The organism is Chryseobacterium sp. GW821-FHT04C04, from assembly GCF_059420365.1.
Map to the genome: position 1 here is coordinate 436,210 of NZ_JBWKTO010000004.1, position 18,936 is coordinate 455,145.

The 18,936-nt window shown below is 35.4% G+C and carries 17 protein-coding genes; 6 read left to right on the plus strand and 11 right to left on the minus strand.

What is annotated here, in order from left to right; translation table 11 throughout:
• Nucleotides 1–22 precede the first annotated feature (22 nt).
• Nucleotides 23–3,934, minus strand: coding sequence for a DUF7948 domain-containing protein (locus tag AC07UM_RS15415; protein WP_494683993.1), 3,912 nt, complete (start codon nt 3,932–3,934; stop codon nt 23–25).
• Nucleotides 3,935–4,113: 179 nt separating this feature from the next.
• Here AC07UM_RS15415 and AC07UM_RS15420 point away from each other — a divergent pair, with 179 nt between their 5' ends.
• From AC07UM_RS15420 to AC07UM_RS15435, 4 genes are all read left to right on the plus strand, one after another.
• Nucleotides 4,114–4,707 carry a TetR/AcrR family transcriptional regulator gene (locus AC07UM_RS15420; RefSeq protein WP_494683994.1) on the plus strand — a complete coding sequence of 198 codons (594 nt, stop codon included), beginning with the start codon at nt 4,114–4,116 and terminating at the stop codon, nt 4,705–4,707.
• 93 nt (nt 4,708–4,800) lie between these two features.
• The gene (locus AC07UM_RS15425) at nt 4,801–6,153 is read left to right on the plus strand and encodes a TolC family protein (protein ID WP_494683995.1); all 1,353 of its coding nucleotides are present in this window, start codon (nt 4,801–4,803) and stop codon (nt 6,151–6,153) included.
• 9 nt (nt 6,154–6,162) lie between these two features.
• Nucleotides 6,163–7,224, plus strand: a complete 1,062-nt coding sequence (locus AC07UM_RS15430; RefSeq protein WP_494683996.1) for an efflux RND transporter periplasmic adaptor subunit — start codon at nt 6,163–6,165, stop codon at nt 7,222–7,224.
• A gap of 7 nt (nt 7,225–7,231) precedes the next feature.
• Entirely contained in the window at nt 7,232–10,420 is a 3,189-nt protein-coding gene (locus AC07UM_RS15435) for an efflux RND transporter permease subunit (RefSeq protein ID WP_494683997.1), read from the plus strand.
• A gap of 83 nt (nt 10,421–10,503) precedes the next feature.
• On the opposite strand, the gene AC07UM_RS15440 is transcribed toward AC07UM_RS15435, so the two are convergent.
• The gene (locus AC07UM_RS15440) at nt 10,504–11,001 is read right to left on the minus strand and encodes a hypothetical protein (protein WP_494683998.1); all 498 of its coding nucleotides are present in this window, start codon (nt 10,999–11,001) and stop codon (nt 10,504–10,506) included.
• A gap of 226 nt (nt 11,002–11,227) precedes the next feature.
• On the opposite strand from AC07UM_RS15440, the gene AC07UM_RS15445 reads away from it, so the two are divergent.
• Nucleotides 11,228–11,443, plus strand: coding sequence for a hypothetical protein (locus AC07UM_RS15445; RefSeq protein ID WP_494683999.1), 216 nt, complete (start codon nt 11,228–11,230; stop codon nt 11,441–11,443).
• Nucleotides 11,444–11,502: 59 nt separating this feature from the next.
• Nucleotides 11,503–12,282, plus strand: a complete 780-nt coding sequence (locus tag AC07UM_RS15450) for a GLPGLI family protein (RefSeq protein ID WP_494684000.1) — start codon at nt 11,503–11,505, stop codon at nt 12,280–12,282.
• A gap of 82 nt (nt 12,283–12,364) precedes the next feature.
• Here the strand turns inward: AC07UM_RS15450 and AC07UM_RS15455 are convergent, their stop codons facing one another.
• From AC07UM_RS15455 to AC07UM_RS15495, 9 genes are all read right to left on the minus strand, one after another.
• The gene (locus tag AC07UM_RS15455; RefSeq protein ID WP_124531942.1) at nt 12,365–12,811 is read right to left on the minus strand and encodes a KTSC domain-containing protein; all 447 of its coding nucleotides are present in this window, start codon (nt 12,809–12,811) and stop codon (nt 12,365–12,367) included.
• 149 nt (nt 12,812–12,960) lie between these two features.
• Nucleotides 12,961–13,857: a retropepsin-like aspartic protease gene (locus AC07UM_RS15460; protein WP_494684001.1), complete on the minus strand. Its 897-nt coding sequence runs from the start codon at nt 13,855–13,857 to the stop codon at nt 12,961–12,963.
• 191 nt (nt 13,858–14,048) lie between these two features.
• Nucleotides 14,049–14,813: a hypothetical protein gene (locus AC07UM_RS15465; RefSeq protein ID WP_494684002.1), complete on the minus strand. Its 765-nt coding sequence runs from the start codon at nt 14,811–14,813 to the stop codon at nt 14,049–14,051.
• 211 nt (nt 14,814–15,024) lie between these two features.
• Nucleotides 15,025–15,405: a VOC family protein gene (locus AC07UM_RS15470; RefSeq protein ID WP_494684003.1), complete on the minus strand. Its 381-nt coding sequence runs from the start codon at nt 15,403–15,405 to the stop codon at nt 15,025–15,027.
• A 276-nt stretch (nt 15,406–15,681) separates the two neighbouring features.
• On the minus strand, nt 15,682–16,359 hold the full coding sequence (locus AC07UM_RS15475) for a DUF2306 domain-containing protein (protein ID WP_494684004.1): 678 nt from the start codon (nt 16,357–16,359) through the stop codon (nt 15,682–15,684).
• A 26-nt stretch (nt 16,360–16,385) separates the two neighbouring features.
• Nucleotides 16,386–16,844 carry a DUF2750 domain-containing protein gene (locus AC07UM_RS15480; protein ID WP_494684005.1) on the minus strand — a complete coding sequence of 153 codons (459 nt, stop codon included), beginning with the start codon at nt 16,842–16,844 and terminating at the stop codon, nt 16,386–16,388.
• Between the two features lie 62 nt (nt 16,845–16,906).
• Nucleotides 16,907–17,281 (minus strand): hypothetical protein, encoded by a 375-nt coding sequence (locus tag AC07UM_RS15485; RefSeq protein ID WP_494684006.1) that lies wholly within the window; start codon nt 17,279–17,281, stop codon nt 16,907–16,909.
• A 98-nt stretch (nt 17,282–17,379) separates the two neighbouring features.
• A complete protein-coding gene (gene nudK / locus AC07UM_RS15490; protein ID WP_494684007.1) occupies nt 17,380–17,961 on the minus strand; it encodes a GDP-mannose pyrophosphatase NudK in 582 nt (193 codons plus the stop codon).
• 55 nt (nt 17,962–18,016) lie between these two features.
• On the minus strand, nt 18,017–18,922 hold the full coding sequence (locus AC07UM_RS15495) for a TIGR01777 family oxidoreductase (protein ID WP_494684008.1): 906 nt from the start codon (nt 18,920–18,922) through the stop codon (nt 18,017–18,019).
• Nucleotides 18,923–18,936 lie beyond the last annotated feature (14 nt).

The window sequence follows — 18,936 nt, forward strand, 5'->3', positions numbered from 1 at the left end:
GAAATTTCTGCTCGTTTTTTTGTTACTCTCTGTTTTTAATCAGAAGCCATCCGTTGTAGATTCTTCCGTCAGAAACTTTTATAGTATACCAGTAATTTCCTGTAGAGATGGGTTGAGATTCATATCTTCCGTCCCATTGGAAAGGTTTCTTTTTAATGACTTCTTTATAGATTATAGCTCCTTTCCTGTCATATAAATATACTTCTGTTCCAGGATAGTTTTCCAGTCCGGCTATTCTCCATGTATCATTAATTCCGTCGCCGTTAGGACTGATTGCATTAGGGATATTGAATATCGAGAAGTTTTTCTGCCCGATAATACATCCGGATTTTGTTCTTACATACACCGTATATTCTCCCATATTTAGATTGGTGAAAATATTAGAATCCTGCCATGTGAAATTATTTAAAGAGAATTCGTAGTTTCCACTCTGAGAAAGAATAACTGTTGCTGTATTATTGGTAATATTCACAGAAACAATATGGGCTAAAACAGAATAGCTTACCTGAGTAGAACTGGTACTTTCACATCCGAAAACATTGGTTACTTTCACGGTGTAAGTTCCCGGAGTAGATACTGTAATAGTTGGGGTGGTTGCTCCGGTATTCCATTCATAAGATTTGAACCCAGGTCCTGCATCCAGAATGACCGATTTTCCTTCACAGAAATCAAGTTGATTAGGAAGCTGAACAAAAGGTTTGGGATTAAGGGTAAGATTGAGTCTGACAACTTTAAAACATCCGTCTGGAGTTGCTACTTTAACGTGGAGAAGGGTTGTTCCGACATTTAACACATACGCTGAAGGATTGGCAATAGGATTTCCTGACGTATCCGTATAGGTGAAAATATAACCGCCAGGATTATTAATAATACCCGCTTCATACGAATGAAGGTTGACTACCATTGAAGTGGCAGTAGTAGTATTACACTGTACATGTGTAACATCTTTAGCGGGAACATTATCTATAGATAGAGTCACGGTTATAGCCAATTTTTCAGACTCACAGTTGTTTAATGTTTGCGTTACGTAATATGTTTGTCCATTTACAAGAGGAGTTGTCATAGGTATTACAGCTCCGGCTGCATTATAAAATATCAGTGAGTTTCCTGTTACAACTAGTTTATCCAAAGTAGGATTGGCAGAAGCACAGAAATCCTGGTTGGCATTTGCTGTTGGTTTAGGAGTACTGTTTACTGTGGCCTGAATAGCTGTTTTATTACTTTCACAACCATTAATAGTCTGAGATGCATAATAGGTTTGTCCATTAACAAGAGAAGTAGTTGCCGGTAAAATGTTTCCTGCGGTGTCATACCATTTGATATTCTGCCCTGTGATCTGAATGTCAGAAACTTTTGGGTTGCTGGTAGCGCAGAAAGTTTGCTGGATATTTACAGCAGTTGGAAGAGAGGGTGATATTACAATCACATTCTGATTTTGGGTAGCTGTATTTCCATTTCCGTCATTATATATCCAATGAATGATATAGGTTCCAGGAGTTGAATAAGATAAAGGGTCTGTAGTTGTTGCAGTAACTGTACCAGCACAGTTATCTGTAGCAACAGGGAAATTGGTAATTGTGGTATGACAGTCTCCTGTAATATCTGCTAGAGTAGCAATATTCGGAACCGGAGCGATATTGTCACCCACAACAACGTTTACTGTAAAAGTGCCGTCGCAGGCTCCCGATCCTGAAACCTGACATGTATAGGTGCCTGCATGAGCTATTGTTGCATTAGGGATAGTTGGGTTTTGCTGGTTAGAAGTGAAACCATTTGGACCCGTCCAGTTGTATGTTGTTCCTCCGGTAGCATTAAGTTGGATTGTATGGTTAGGACATACGGGAGAATTAGACGTAACAACAGCTGATGAAGTACAATCCTGAAATTTAGCAATGAAAATATCATTTCCACCTCCAGGTGACTGCTGAAATGTACCGGTTGTTGCAATACCAGATGTATTTCCACCTGACATTCCCGTCAGATAAATTGCTCCATCATTATCTTTTGTAACTTCTCCTTGCTGTGTAGCACCGTTTCCTGTATAATAAGTACCCCATTCTTTTACATCATTTGGACTGTATTTAATTAAAAATGTAGCATTATACATTGCAGGCATACCCATATATGCTCCGGGAGTAGATATGTCAGGCTGCCCACTTGAATGTAGTCCTGTAAAAAAAACGTTTCCGGAAGTGTCGGGATATGCCAATAATTGAAAAGAACCTGTAAAATCGAAATAGCTTTTTGTAATAGCATGCGTGGCTAAGTTTACCCGCCATATTCCTGGCTGTCCCATGGGAAAAGCAGTCGTAGTATACCTCCCTGGGAGAATTAAAGTATTATTTACAATTCCCGCCTTCCATATTTGTTCTGAGCCAGCGTTCCCATAATAGCTTGATTTGAGAATATTATTTCCTGATTTTGAGAGTCTGAGATATATTCCGTCTGATTCACCTCCTTTTAAAGGCTGAAAAGCATTCACCATAGGAATGGTTGAAGATTGTGTTGCTCCAATTATTTCAAGATTAATGCTCGAGGAGAGAATCTGAAAAATAGAAGTAGAGCCGTCACTTCGTCCAAAATATGTTGCCCAGTCAATATTACCAGTTGTTGAATTTAAAGATGCTAAAATACCATCTGTATATCCGATAGGCGTTGACTTTGCGGGTTGCATTGCATTGACAGTAGGAAAGTCAAGGCTAAAGGAATCACCACCAATATATACATGATTTTGATTGTAAGAAACAGTATACAGTTTGCTTTGCCTGCTTGAAACAAATTCTTTTTGAAAAGCAAAACTCCCGTTATTATTAAATTTTACTAAAATAATATTTTCATTGTATTGCCCTCTTTGAACGGTTCCACCAGCATAAATATTAAAGCTTTCATCAAAATCTACATCTGCAAATACATCAGTCAATCCAAAACCATAATAGGTTCCCCAAAGTTTTTGTCCATTTTTTGTCAGCTTCATCAGGAATGCATCAAGAGCGCCGGCCACGTTTTGTTGATAGGTGCCGGATGTCGCAAAATTAGTACTACTATTGGTTGTACCAAATAAGTATCCTGTACTTTGAGAATCTGTTTTGATTCTCCCGTAGTCTTCTCCATATCCTCCTGCATAACTTCCCCATATCCTTGTAGGTACAGGATCTATGATAATTGTTTTATCAGAAGTATTCAATGGAGCATTAAATCCAAAAGTACGATCCCCAAGATTTTTAAAAGAAACATCAATGCTTGTTTTTGTATTTCCCATAATCCAGCTGTTAGGAATATTTTCATAGATTTCTCCAAAACGTACATTCATGGTTAGTTTTCCCTCTTTGATCAGAGTAGGAGCCCCATTAAATTTCATTTTAATATCTGAAACTTTTCCCCCAGGATTGATGATGAAATTATATTCGATAGGTTTTATCGTGTCGTTGGGTTTGAAGAAAACCAGATCTATATGAGGGTATATATTCTTGTATCGGATTTTTCGATACCGGTAAACGTTGGCTACTCCTTTTGGATGATTGGGCAGGTTGTAATAATTATCATAATCAGAAGATTTTCCTTCTGATGAAATGGCTGCTTTTTTATTAGAATCTACAAGTTCAATATCTACTCTGTGTATAAGCTTTTCATAAATATATTCATCAATATTATAATGACTGGGGCTTGAAACTGTATTTTCTGTCTTTTTTGAAAAATTAGGATTTGCCGTTTTCTTGGTTTCATAAATATCATAAGAAAAACCATTAGAACGAAGCTGTACATTCAGGCCATTAGAATGGAAAAGATATTTGACATCTTTATTTTCTTTCCCGTCCTGATCAATAATCTGGCCTTTGTTTTCGTAGAAATAATAGGAGTTGTTGTCAGTAATCTTTTTTTGTGAAAATAGAAGGACTGCGCTCAAAACCGAGAACAGCGAAAGAATTTTCTTCATCAGGTTATTAATTTTGCGGCAAAGATATAAAAATAGCTTTCTCGATAGACATTAAGTAATCACAATGTTAAATTCAAAAAATATGATGGATATCATAAAATGAATGTTTAATTTTTTTGTTTAACAATTTTGTCAAAAATAAAATTTAATATAAATTTGCACAAATTTGTTTAACAAAAATGTCAAATCAAGCAAAAAAAGACCAAACACAGGAATTGATCAAAGAGACAGCGAAGAATTTGTTCTTTGTGAAAGGAAAATTTGATGCTACTACGCAGGAGATTGCAGATGAAGCAGGGGTGAACAGAACCCTTATTAATTACTATTTCCGTTCAAGAGATAAGCTTATCCAGATCATCTTTGACGATGCGCAGAGAGTAGAGCAGGAAAAATCGAAGATCATTCAGAATTCTGATCTGCCTTTTAAAGAAAAGATCGGCAAATTTATAGAAAGCAGTCTTTCTACAAGTCTTCAGTACCCGTATCTGGAAACGTATATCGTATCACAGATCAATAAAGGGACCTGCCATCACAGAGAAATTGAAGAAGATATCCTGAACGAGATGTATAGTGATATCGAAAAAGAAATGGAATTGGGAAATATTGAGAAAATGGCTCCGGTTCAGTTTATTCTGAATATGGTGTCGTTATTGGTGTTCCCAAGCGCCATAAGACCATTATTTATGGAGAATTTGTTAATTAATGATGAAGAATATGATAAGATAATTTCTGAGCGAAAAGAGATTATTATCAATATGTTGTTCAAAAACTAAAAAAAACTAAAGTATTTCTCAAAGTAATTCGTCATTTAGAAATAAATAATGACTGAAAAAAATTAAGTAAAAAAATAAACGAAGTATAAAATTATGAATAGAAAACGTATAACTGCTACAAAGCTAAAAATTGGGATAGCTTCAGCATTTATGATTTTCGGCTTTTCATTAGTATCTGCACAACAGCAGGTCTCCTTGCAAGAGGCCATCAAGCAGGCACTTCAGAATAAGGCAGAAGCTAAAAAAGCAGCCTTACAGATCAAAAAAGCTGAATATAAAATAGATGAGGCCAGAGCAGGAGCTTTACCTCAGATAACCGGTACGGCAGGTTTAACTTACAATCCGATTATCCAGCAATCATTACTGGAGTTTGGTGGACAGAGAATAACTGCTCAGCTGGGACAGCCCTGGAGTACTAATGCAGGGGTAAATGTTCAACAGGCAATATTTGATCAAAGAGTTTTTACCGGCCTTAAAGCAGCAAAGTCAACAAGAGAATTTTACATCCTGAATGCTCAGCTGACCAATGAACAGATTATTGAAAATGTAGCAACAGCTTATTATCAGGTATTTGTACAGGAAGAAAATCTTAAAACAGTTGAGGTAAGCTATACAAATACTGAAAAAGTAAGAAATGTGATCAAAAGTCTTGTAGACAATGGGCTGGCAAAATCTATAGATCTTGATCGTACCAATGTACAGTTGACAAATATTGGATCAAACAGACAACAGCTGATCAATTCAGTTGAACTTTCAAAAAATGCTTTGAAGTTTTATATGGGAGTTCCCATTGATTCCAGTATAGAGCTCGAAGAAAAAACTATTGAACCGAGACCTGAGCTAATGATCAGCAATGTGGACCTCAATAACCGATTGGAGATGAAAGTGAAGAATAAGAACAGAGAACTTCTTGTGTTCAATAAAAAAGCGACAGAAGCCTATCTTTATCCAACCGTAAGTCTGCAAGCCAATTATGCCTGGGCAGCTACAGGGAAAAAATTTCCTCTTACCAATGGTTTGAGCAATGGGGTACTTTGGAGTGACTATTCAGCAATAGGATTAAATATTAATGTACCGATCTTTACGGGAGGAGCTACAAAAGCTAAGATACAACAAGCTGAAATTGACATTCAGGATTTGGATTTGGATATTCAGAATACCCAATTGACTTTAAATCTGGATTATAAAAATGCGATTTCAAATATGGAAAATTCCATTATCAATATCCAGAGCATGAAAGATAACGTAGATCTTGCAGAAAGAGTTCAGAAGAATACTCAGGCAAACTATCAATATGGTTTAGCAACCCTTACAGAAGTATTGGATTCTGAAAATGCTTTGACGCAGGCAAAACAGAACTATTCTAATGCATTGCTGGATTACAAACAGGCAGAGATCAAGCTGATAAAAGCTAAGGGTGAACTAAACACACTACAAAACTTATAATAAACTAAAATGAAAAAAACTTTAATATATATCATCGTAGCAGCTGTACTTGTAGGTTTAGCCGCTTATAAGATTGCCGGTAACAAAGAAAAGCAGACTAAGGAAGTACAAGAGGTTGCCAAGCAGGTAGATAAAATCAACGTTAATATTGTAACCGTTACAAGAGAAAATATTGATACAGACTACTCAGCCAACGGAACTTTTCTTCCAAAACAGGAAATGAACCAGTCTTCTGAAATTGCAGGACGTATTGTAAATGTTTTGGTTAAAGAAGGTTCAAGAGTTTCAGCAGGTCAGGTCTTAGCAACCATAAAAAGAGATGCTATCGAAGTTGATGTTAGCCAGGCTCAAAACAACTTACAGAATGCAATCATTGACAACCAACGTTATGAAAACGCATACAAAACAGGTGGAGTTACAAAACAACAGGTTGATAACTCAAGATTACAGCTGAAAAATATGCAGGCTGCTGTTAAAGCTCAGGGAGTAAGAGTAAATGATACAAGTATCCGTGCAGGAATCAGTGGGACGATCAATAAAAAAATGGTTGAGCCGGGAACAGTAGTTTCTATAGGAACTTCCATGTTTGAAATCGTTAATATCAACAGCCTTAAACTTTCTGTGTTGGTAGATGAAAGTCAGATTGGCAGAATTGCACTTGGTCAGGAGGTTCCAATTAATGTGAACGTTTTACCAGAAGATTCTTTCAGTGGTAGAATTACATTTATTGCTCCTAAAAGTGATGCTACTTTAAATTTCCCGGTAGAAATTGAGGTTCAGAATAAAGGAAATTTAAAAGCAGGGATGTATGCAACGGCTACATTTAAAACCAATCATGGTGCGGAAACCCAAAATATGTTGACTGTTCCTGCAGAAGCTTTTGTAAACGGAGTAAGTTCAGGTCAGTTATTTATTGTAAACAATGGTACTGCTAAATTAATTAAGGTTCAGACCGGAAAAGTATACGGTGACAAAGTTCAGATCTTAAGCGGACTGAATGGAGGGGAGCAGGTAGTTACCAGCGGACAGATTAACCTTGATAATGGTTCGAAAATCAATATCGTAAAGTAAGCAGAAGATGAAGTTAGCAGAAATATCCATTAAAAGACCATCGCTGGTTATCGTACTATTTACGATACTTACGCTGGGTGGTTTATTAAGTTACTCCATGATGGGGTATGAGTTGATTCCAAAGTTTGAAACCAATATGGTAACCATTTCTACGGTATATCCGGGAGCTTCGCCTGCTGAGGTTGAAACTTCGGTAACCCGAAAAATTGAAGATGCTGTTGGTTCTTTGGAAAACGTGAAAAAAGTAGAATCTTCATCTTACGAAAGTTTATCAGTTATCATGGTGCAGCTGAATACAGGTGCCGATGTAAACTATGCTTTGAATGATGCACAGAGAAAAGTAAATGCTATTTTGGCAGATCTTCCTGACGATGCAGATCCTCCTTCTTTGCAAAAGTTCTCATTGGATGATCTTCCGATTATGACTTTGAGTATTTCCAGTGATAAACTGAATAATAAAGATCTCTATGATCTTTTAGATAAAAAAATAGAGCCTATTTTTTCCCGTGTAAACGGTGTTGCTCAGGTAGACCTTGTAGGAGGGCAGGAAAGAGAAATTCAGGTCAATTTAGATGAAAAGAAAATGCAGGGATACGGTCTTGCTATTGCAGATGTACAGCAGGCAATTCTTTCTTCCAATCTGGATTTCCCGACGGGAGCTTTGAAAACAAGGACTTCAAGATCTACGATCAGACTTTCTGGAAAGTATAAAAATGTTGCGGAGATGAATAACCTTGTCGTTTCCAATAAAAATGGAGCTCAGGTTCGTTTATCTGATATTGCAACCGTTTTCGATACACAGAAAGATGTAGAGAAAGTGGCAAGATATAACCAGAATTCAACGATTTTACTTCAGGTTAAAAAACAATCTGATGCCAATGCGGTTTCAGTTTCAGAATTAATTAAGAAAACAATCGCTGATGTTCAGACCAATTATAAAACTCAGGCGATTAAAATAAATATTGTAGATGATACAACAGACTTTACGCTTGAAGCTGCAGACCATGTAATTTTCGATTTATTCTTAGCGATTATCCTGGTAGCGGTAGTAATGTTATTGTTCCTTCATAACATCAGAAACGCATTTATCGTAATGGTTTCTATTCCGATGTCATTGATTGCAACGGTGATTGGAATGTATCTGATGGGGTATACCTTAAACCTGATGAGTTTACTGGGACTTTCATTAGTGGTTGGTATTCTTGTGGATGATGCGATTGTAGTTTTGGAGAACGTTTATCGTCACATGGAGATGGGAAAAAGCAGAATTCGTGCGGCATATGATGGAGCTTCGGAAATTGGATTTACCGTAACGGCGATTACATTGGTAATTGTGGTGGTATTCTTACCAATTGCAATGAGTTCAGGATTGGTTGCTGATATCCTGGCACAGTTCTGTGTTACCGTAGTTATTGCGACAATGTTCTCGTTATTGGCGTCATTTACGATTATTCCTTGGTTATCTTCAAGATATGGTAAATTGGTACACCTTTCAGGTAAAAACCCTTTTGAGAAGTTTATTCTTTGGTTCGAAAAGCAATTGGAGAAATTCACACACTGGATTACAGGAATTCTGGAATGGTGTTTGAAAACGACATTAAGAAGAGTAATGACGGTTATTATAACATTTATTATTTTGATCTCTTCATTTATGTTGGTTGCATTTGGATTTATCGGAGGTGAATTCTTCCCTAAAATGGATAGAGGACAATTCCTTGTTCAGATGGAATTACCAAAAGATGCTTCTGTAGAAAAAACCAATCAGGTTACTCTTGCCGTTGAAAAATATCTGAGAGAAGACAAAGATGTTGTCGATATGATCACGACAGTTGGTCAGCAGTCATCAGGTTTTGGTGGGGCACAGGCTACATTGTATCAGTCAGAGATTCAGGTGATTTTGGTAGATAAATCTGAGCGTAACGAAAGTACAGATATCAAGTCTGCAAGAATCAAGAGAGCTTTAGAAGAAAAGTTCACAGGAGTTGAATTTAAAACGGCACCGATTGGATTAATGGGAGCAGATAATGCACCTATTGAAATGGTAGTGACAGCTCAGGATAATGAAACAGCAAATAAAGAGGCCAACAGAATTCTTGAGTTACTTAAAAAAGTTCCTGGTTCTGTAGATGCCGAATTATCAACTGATGCTGGAAGTCCTGAAGTACAGGTGAATATCGACAGAGATAAAATGGCTTCTTTAGGCTTAAATCTTTCTAGTGTAGGACAAACAATGCAAACTGCATTTAACGGAAATACAGACGGAAAATTCAGAGCTGGAGAATATGAATATGATATTAATATCCGTTTTGGAGATGCGAACAGACAATCTATTGAAGATGTAAGAAATCTTATGTTTACCAATCCTAAAGGAGAGCAGGTAAGATTGAGCCAGTTTGCAGAAGTAAAAATGGGTTCAGGACCAAGTTTGTTGGAGCGTAGAGATAAAGCACCTTCTGTAAAGGTAAAATCTAAAGTAGTAGGTCGTCCTGTAGGGGATGTTGCCAATGAATGGGCTGCTCAATTTATGGACAACGAAAAGACCAAACCGGCAGGAGTAAGCTACATCTGGAGCGGTGATATGGAAAACCAGACCGAAGGTTTCGGTACTTTAGGGATTGCATTGATGGCTGCTATTGTATTGGTTTATTTGGTAATGGTTTCATTATATGACTCATTTGTATATCCGTTCGTGGTATTATTTTCCATCCCTCTGGCATTGATCGGGGTAATGGTGATTCTTGCCATCACCGGAAATTCATTAAACATATTTACGATGCTGGGGATGATCATGTTGATTGGTTTGGTCGCGAAGAACGCCATTATGATTGTCGACTTTGCGAATATGAGAAAAGAGGCGGGTGCAAGTACGCATGATGCTTTGATTCAGGCAAACCACGCACGTCTTCGTCCGATCCTTATGACCACTATTGCGATGATCTTCGGTATGATCCCGATTGCAATTGCAAAAGGTGCCGGAGCAGAAATGAACAACGGATTAGCTTGGGTAATTATCGGTGGTTTGACATCGTCATTATTCCTGACGCTAATTATTGTACCGGTAGTTTATTCATTATTTGACTCTATCTTAAGAAGAATGGGCAAACATGAAAAAGTAGATTATGAAACTGAAATGAAAGCTGATTATGTGCATAGAGAGCTAAGTGAAGATGGATTTACTACAAAACATGTAGACTAAAATATAACAACCTTTAATTAACCGAAAGCGCCTCAGATTTTCTGAGGCGCTTTTTTATATCTATGTTTTATCAATTGGGTGACTTACTTCTGGTTGTGCCGCCAATGGATAAATTTCTGGATTGATTGTGGATCATTTTTGAACCAGAGATCCATATCCTTTAAAAGTTCTCCCTTTTCTTTGGAGATGATCATATTGTTTTTCAGAATTTGTTCCTTATATTCTTTCTGAGTTTCTGCTTTTGCTTCTGCAGTTTTGGAGTAGACGAAAAAGAAGACTCCAAAGCTGATGATAAGCATTGCGAAAGAAGAAATCCATACATATAAACTCAAGCGCGGAACCAGTAATCGCGAATTAAGACGCTTTATGTTTTCTTCAGTCTTTGTCTTGTAAAAAGAATTTAAATATCTTAAATCAGGCTCTATGTGCATCGTTTTAAGCTCTGTAATTTTATATTCAAGCTGTGTTATCGCTTGCTCAATCTCTATTGCGATTTTCTCTTCTCTTTGAATGTTGGAATTTATTTTCTCAGCATTGGAAGATATAATTTTTACTAATTCCTGGTGGGTGTATTCTGTCATTTGCAATTTTTTAAATAATAATTTATTCGGATAATAAAATCTTTTTACGAATTATTTTTTATAAACATTCAAGTGTTCAAGATTTTTTATTGAATATGTATTTAATTCGTTTAAATGATGGATTTTCAATCATTTAACATAATAAAATAATTCTCCTTTGGGTTGAATTATTTGATATTTTTAATTCAAATTTAAAACTAATTATCAACGATTTAAAAAAACAATTATGAAAAAAACAGTTTTATTAATTACATTATTAATAGCAGGGGTAGTAAGTGCATTTCCTTTCAGAACTTCTTGTGGGAAAGTTCTTCAAGTTAGTCAAACTATAGCTAATAATATGTCACAGAATCAATTATCAAATTACCTTACTGACTTGAATGGTGAAACATGTCCTCAACATTCAAACTCTACAGTAATAACTGTGATTTACAGTCACTAATTAAAAAATAGCTAATAAAACCGTCATAAGTTTGACAGTTTTATTATAATTAAAAAGAGATGAAAAAAATTATATCATTGTTAAATTTATTATTAGTAACATTTGTTTTCTGTCAGAAAAAGTTTGATGTGGTTTTTGAAGCTGATTATAAATTAAACTATAAGCTTAGTCAATCCAGTAATTATAAAAAAATGACAACTTTTGCTCTGTTAATAAATCAGGAAGCTTCTTTTTTTAAAAATATGAATAAATATATAGCAGATTCTCTGGAAATAGAAAAGGTAGACATTCCTTTAAATGAATCAATGAAATATGTAACCGATTTTAGGGAAACAATTGGAACGACGTCTGCCAAACTGTATGTTACAACAGAAATTAATTATGCTGATTATTCTTATGAAGAAATAAACAGTATTAATTGGAAAATTAAAAATGAGTTCAAGACGATATTAGGATTTAAGTGTCAAAAAGCAGAAACAACAAAATATGGGAGAACCTGGACGGCTTGGTTTACAAATGATATTCCATTTCAATATGGTCCTTATAAATTTAATGGACTTCCAGGTTTAATCACAGAATTGTATGATACTAAAGATGATTACCATTACACATTATATTCTTTCAGAAAAAGAAAATATACTTGCAAGTCTGCTAATATTGCTCTGAAGGCAAAGGTAGCTACAAAAGAAAAGATCTGGGGGCTTTTAAAAAATAAAATTGCCGGCAGAATGCAAATTCATGAACAGTTTATTGAAAATAAAGAGGATTTGGAAATGATTAGAAGAAATGCCATAGAGGCTGAAAAAAATTTAAATCCTATCGAATTAAGCATATACTGAAAACACCTTTTTTAAGATATTTCTTTTATAAAAAAAGCTTCCAGAATACACTGAAAGCTCTTATATATTGTAATAAAAAAAATTAGTCTGCCATTGCTTCTCCGGACTTTCTATACACGAAATTTCCGTAGATATGTCTTCTTGCAAAACGGCTTGGTGAATCAGCGTTGACCATTTTGATGTAGGTATTTCTTGGAACTCCAATATACTCATACATGTTTCCATTCAAATGCTGAACAGTCAAAATCGATTTTTCAAGATAAAAATCCTGAATGTTAGATTTTGTAGTCGTTTCTGTGTATTCTTCTTTATATTTTTCCTGTGTTTCGGTATTAATGCTCACCAAAAAATGGTAAGCTTCAATTACAGACTTGCTTTTTTCTTCAGCTTCAAGTTTTCCAGCCTCATCATTTATGAATTTATCAGGATGTGTATCCTTCATCACATTTCTGTAAATTGTTTTCAATTCTCTTAAAGTAACATTTTTATCTACCCCAAGAAGTGTTCTGTGCTCACCAATTTTTTTCATATCTCTAATCCTTATTTTCGGGGTGCAAAATTAAGGATTTTAATTTGATAAACCATAACTTATTCATTATTAATTTATTTAGCACGTTATAAGATGATAATATGATTGTGACTATAGACGTATGAAATTTGTACAATTAACTTTTACAATTAGTTAAACTGCGAGTACAGGTTTTTATTCAATTTAAAATAAATAAAACCGTTCTTAAAATCAATTACAGTATTGAATCTTTTTAAAAACTGATTTCCAAAAAATCCTGCCATCTTTACTGTAGAATCAATTCCTTCTGTCGAGCCGGAAAGGGTAATCGGCAGGTTATAAAGATATTTCTGAGCGAATTTCACAGCCGGGCAAAGAACAACGGGCATTTCATATACAGAGCCATCTGAACCCTGGGCAGTAGCTTTTCCTATGGTTTTCATGGTTTTGGACAAAGCATTGTTTTTCGCAAAAGGAGAAGCTATAGTAAGCGCATCATCCGCACCGCTGTCGAGTCCGAAGAGTCCAGAATATTCTTTGCCATTCACAATAATACTGCTTTCTACAGAGGGGTAGTTGTCCACCATGTGAAGTTTCATTTTCTCATATCCAGCCATGTCAATGGAAAAATTACTTTCTTCATAAAACCGGATTTCGTTTTTATGGTAATCAACTTCAATGATTTTTCCCTTCATCATATCTGTTCCGAAAACCCCGTCAAAATTGGCAGAATCATAGGGGATAAGAGTAAATTGGATATCGTTTTTCTGGATATTTCCGAACTGTACTGTATTGTGGCTGCTGTATTCCACGATATTCACACCGTTTGACCCCTTGTTTTCAGATTTTCCGTCAATTTTCAGCGGTACTTTTTTCTTTGAGTTGATATTGATAACAGAACCATCAGCACCCGTATCAAACAGGAATTTAATGCTGTCGGTTTTATTCACTTTACAATACACATAAATGGAATTGTTTTCCAGCGAAAAAGGAATGACAGTTGGTGATTTTTGAGCAGATATTGCGGTACAAAATAGCGATGTCAGGAAAATAACAATGAGTTTCATGTAAATAGTTTTTAGATGGACGAAAATAAATGGAATTATCGCTTTTCCAAAGAAATAACAGACCATTAACCCTCCTTTAACCGTTCCTTAACTGTTCTCATTCTATTATCCCACAACTTATTCTCATAAAAAAACAGTACCCAATCCGGATACTGTCATTATATTTTAATAATTAAATTTTACAATCAACTCTAAGGCTCTTCGCAAGTTCTCTTCAGTTTTGTAAAGATCTTGTCAAAATCCTTATAAGATGTTTCTTCATCATTACGTTTTTGTCTGAAGCTGCTGTTGGCACAGTTATGAAAGCCCAGACCTATCATATCGATCAAAGCATAATCTTCCTTTTGTGGGTCACTCATCTTCGTATTGAATCTTGACATTACCCCCTGTGGATCAGAATTGTTTTTGCTTTTAAGCTCAATATAGTTTTTCCAGGCGGCAAACATCTTTTCTCTGTCAGGAGACGATATAGCGTCAATCTGCTCTCTGCAGGTATTATAATATTTACTGTTTTTAAGGGTGAAAGGATCAGAATACGCGATAATTTCTTCTTTATTCAGCTGGTATTCGTTTTCAAATGATTCCATGACTTCTTGCTGAAGCTTTTTCCATCTTGGAAGATCAATTATTTTAAGGCTGTACAATTCCTTTTTCTTTTCCTCATACTGCTTTTCAAGATTCTCTAGGTAAGTTTCTCTGTTTTGACGGATTTCTTCAAGCTGGGAAAGTTTAAAAACAGGTCGGGTATCAAATACAACCCCATTGAATTGGTATAAAAGCTTATTGACTCCGTCTATTTCTTCTTTTTTATATTTAGCCGAGTCAAAATACCCTTGATTGTCACAATTAAAAGTCTGATAGCTGTAAGGAGTCAGATTGTTTGCTTTAGCAGGAGTTTTTTGCCCCCATATAGTAATGGATAAGGCCAAAGCAAGCCCAATCATCATTTTTTTCATGCACATAAATTGTTGAAAGAATCCGAATTTTCTGAATTTCTATGCAAAATTAAGGCTTTAAATTCGAAATCTAAAGGATTAAATAGATTTTTTCAATTGATTTTGCAAATTTTATATAGATTTTGTACCATTATTCTAAAATGGTACATGTTGAAGAAAATGGAATACTAAAAAACGGGTGAAGAAAAACGAATATCAGGATCGATTTTACTTAGTAATAGTTACTTACCTCAATGAGATTCTGATCAGGATCGCGGAAATAAACCGATTTTATTTTTCCTACCGCTCCTGTTCTGTCTACAATTCCTTCAATGATGTCCACATTTTTCTGCTTGAGTTCCTCCATCACATCACCAATGTTGGTGTGAGCAATAAAACAAAGATCTGCGGAACCACAGGTTGGACTTTCTGCTTTGGGCTCAAATTCATGTCCTTTCTGATGCAGATTGATTTTTTGATTTCCGAAAATCAGAGCTTTTCTGTTGTCTCCAAAAGTAACCTCTTCAAATCCCATTATTTTAGTATAAAATTCAATGGTTTTATCAATGTTGGCCACTGTTAATACAAGATGGTCCAGATTCTTTATTTCCATAATTTACCTTTTGTTTTCACTCATAAATATTGATCAAAAATAAGGTTATTTTTAAGCCTGTTATTGCTATTACTGATTGTTTTTTTGGATTTAAAATAATAGATTTACACGAATTAACACAAGACTATGATATATTATTTTTTTCTTTTATTTATTATCGCTGTTTTTGGAGGGATCGCTTATCTGATGATGCGTTTTTTCAGCAGATGGACCCGGAATAATAAATATGAAGTGCTTTTTAACACCTTATTATTTATCGGATCATTTTTTCTGGTATCATTTCTCAGTCTCTATATTTTCTTTTCCACTGTTGATTTTTCCAGGTAAGACTGCACTTTTTCTGAGAATAAAATAAGCAATGAAAAGGTTTATAGAAAGGGCTGCCCAGACATTCAAACCATAAAAAAGCTGGTAATCATGATGTCCTTCATTATAAAACATATTTTTAACGATTCTGAAAGTAATCGCTGTGGTAGTTACTGCATAGCTTAAAATCATATAAGTTCTATGCCTGCTGACATCTTGTTTTTTAATAGAAAGTACAGCAGCAATGGTGAAAAAAGCCCAAAGGATATCCTGTATCAGAAATCCTGTAATTCCGATAATTCCTCCGTTGGAAAAAATTCCCAGTACAAAACATGCCGGAACATTGATGATAAGAATGTTATAAACATATATTTTACCAATGATTCTATGAAGCTTTCTGTTTTCAACCAAAAAGCGATTTGAAAACTGAGTCAGACCAGCCAAAAGACAAAGTGTGATTGAAAAGATATGAATGTAGAAAAAAGCCATCCAGTATGGATTGCCTACTACCTGCTGCTTAAAAGCCAGAAATCCAATGTTTTTGTCAAGAGCGGTGTACTGCGAAATAGTTTTCAGCATCAGAATACTGAAAATAAGAATTGAAAATAAACCGGTTATTTTAATGATTTTTATTCCCAAAGACTTCATCTTTTCTTATTAAAAGTTTTGAATATCTAATCTTTCAAAACTTCCCTGATCTGATTTTCCAGATCTTCCATATTTTCAAATTTTCTCAGTTCCACAGTTTTCCCTGTGCTTCTTAGTTCTGTAATAACATCAAGGATCAATTCTAAAGGCTCTGCTTCATAACCAAACAGATTATTGTCAAAATTGGTTCCCACGATGAGTCCGTCACTATTCATTCCTAAGCACCAGTTTTCTAGGAATTCATTCAAGGGAATAGAAGAAGCCTCATACTGATTCCACTCATTTTCTATACACGATTTTGCTCTTGCAGCATCTGACCAGAAACAAATGATCTGTACGGGTTCACCGTCTTCATACTCTATTTCGCTGGAATAGGAGGTAGCATATCCTTTTTCATCCTTTAAGGCATACACTATTTCTGTCTCACTGATTTTTTTGATAAAGTCTTTATGGCGGTTCTGAACCGTAGCATGGTCTTGAAGCATTATTTTAATTATAAATGATTAGTTATGAATGATGAATTGACTGGTAAGTCTTATATTATATTTTATGAAATTTCACTGCTGTTGATATGAATAATTTGGGGATTTTGACCATCTGAATCTCTTTTAGATCTACCGTAAAGTCCTATTTCAAGATCATTTGGGGATTCATTGTCCAGTTCGGAAGGATGTACATACGTATACATACCATATCCATGCCCGGACACCAACCATCCTTCAGTAAGGGTTAAATGAATTACACTGAAATCTCCGGCAGGACCTCCGGCAGAAACCGGGCCGAATTCTTTCATTAATTGTAATGCTTCCTCTTTTACATTTTCAATAGTACTGATATCATCAAAAATAATATAAGTGTCATTTTCAAAAAGAACCCAATCCTGAAATTTGGGATTAATGGCAAGCTTCACATGTTCAATCATCTGTTAATAGTTTAAAATAAGAGTTATAAGTTAATATTTTTATTTGGATATGCAGTTTTCAGGTATCAATTATGATCGTCATTATTGATATCTCATTCCTACAATATCCCTTTGATGCGTAAGTGCTGCAAAAGCATAATGGTTTTAGCATCCTTGATCTCTCCCGTGTCTACCATGCTAAGGCCTTGCTCAAAAGGTAATTCCAGAACTTCTATATTTTCTCCTTCTTCTTCCAATCCACCACCATCATTAATTTTCATTTCATGAGAATATTCTGCAATAAAGAAATAGAGTATTTCTGTCACAGATCCGGGCGACATATAGGCCTCAAATATCTTTTCAACTTTGGAAATTTTATACCCGGTTTCTTCTTCTGTTTCTCTTTTTATACAGTCCTCCGGATTGTCATTATCCAAAAGTCCTGCACAGGCTTCAATAAGCATTCCTGTAGAGTTTCCGTTGATGTAAGTAGGCAGTCGGAATTGTCTGGTTAAGATGACTGTGTTGGAAGTTTTGTTGTAAAGAAGAATAACAGCTCCATTTCCGCGGTCATACGCTTCTCTGCTCTGGGTTTCTGTGGTTCCGTCTTTTTTTGAAACGGAATAGGTCACTTTATTTAAAGTATACCAGTTGTCTGAAAGAATTTCTGTGTTTAATAAGGTTATATTAGGATTTTTCATTAGGAATAAGTAGGTGTGAAATTTTTTTATTTGAATATGATGTTCTATTGTGTGGTTACTTTTTTAATAAATCTTTTAAGGCCTCAGTAAGATCCGGAAATTTAAAATGAAAACCCGCATCCTGAATTTTCTTTGAAGAAGCTCTTGAACCTTCCAATATAGCGGTAGCCAGCTCTCCAAAGATCAGTTTTAAAACAAATCCTGGAACATTGGGCATAAATAAGGGCTTTTCAAGCACTTTTGCTATTTTTTCTGTCAGATCACGATTGGTGGCATGTTGTGGAGAAACCGCATTATAAGCGCCTTCTGCCGCTGGATTTTTTAAAGCAAATTCATAGATAGAACAGATATCCTCAATATGAATCCATGGCATATACTGTTTGCCACTTCCTAGGGGAGAACCAATATAATATTGAATAGGAGGAACCATTTTCTTTAAAGCTCCGTCTTTCTCAGAAAGTACGACAGCAGTCCGTATTTTGACCACTCTTTCAGCCAGATTTTGCTCCTTAAATTCATCAGCTGCTTTTTCCCATAGAACAACGACTTCACTTAAAAAATCATTGCCCGGCGGATCGGTTTCGGTATAAATTTTTTCTGAAGTTTCTGTACCGTAAAAATTGATTCCTGAAGCTGAAATAAAAGATTTAAGCTTTATATTTTTTTTTCTTAAAGTAGTTCTGAGTAACTCCGCTGAATCAACTCTGCTGGAAATCAGTTCTCTTTTTCTTTCCGTTGTCCAGCGTTTTTCTGAAATATTGGCACCCGCAAGATGGATAATATGGGAGACATGATCTAAGGCAGACTCATCCATACTTCCTTTTCTGATGTCCCATTCATAGTCATAATCATGCTTCTTTTTTCGGGTCAGAAACCTGATTTCGTATTCCTTACCTATTTTTTTTGCCAGTTCTTTGGCGATCATACCGCTGGCTCCAGTGATCAGAACAACTTCTTTCATAATATTCTATTTAA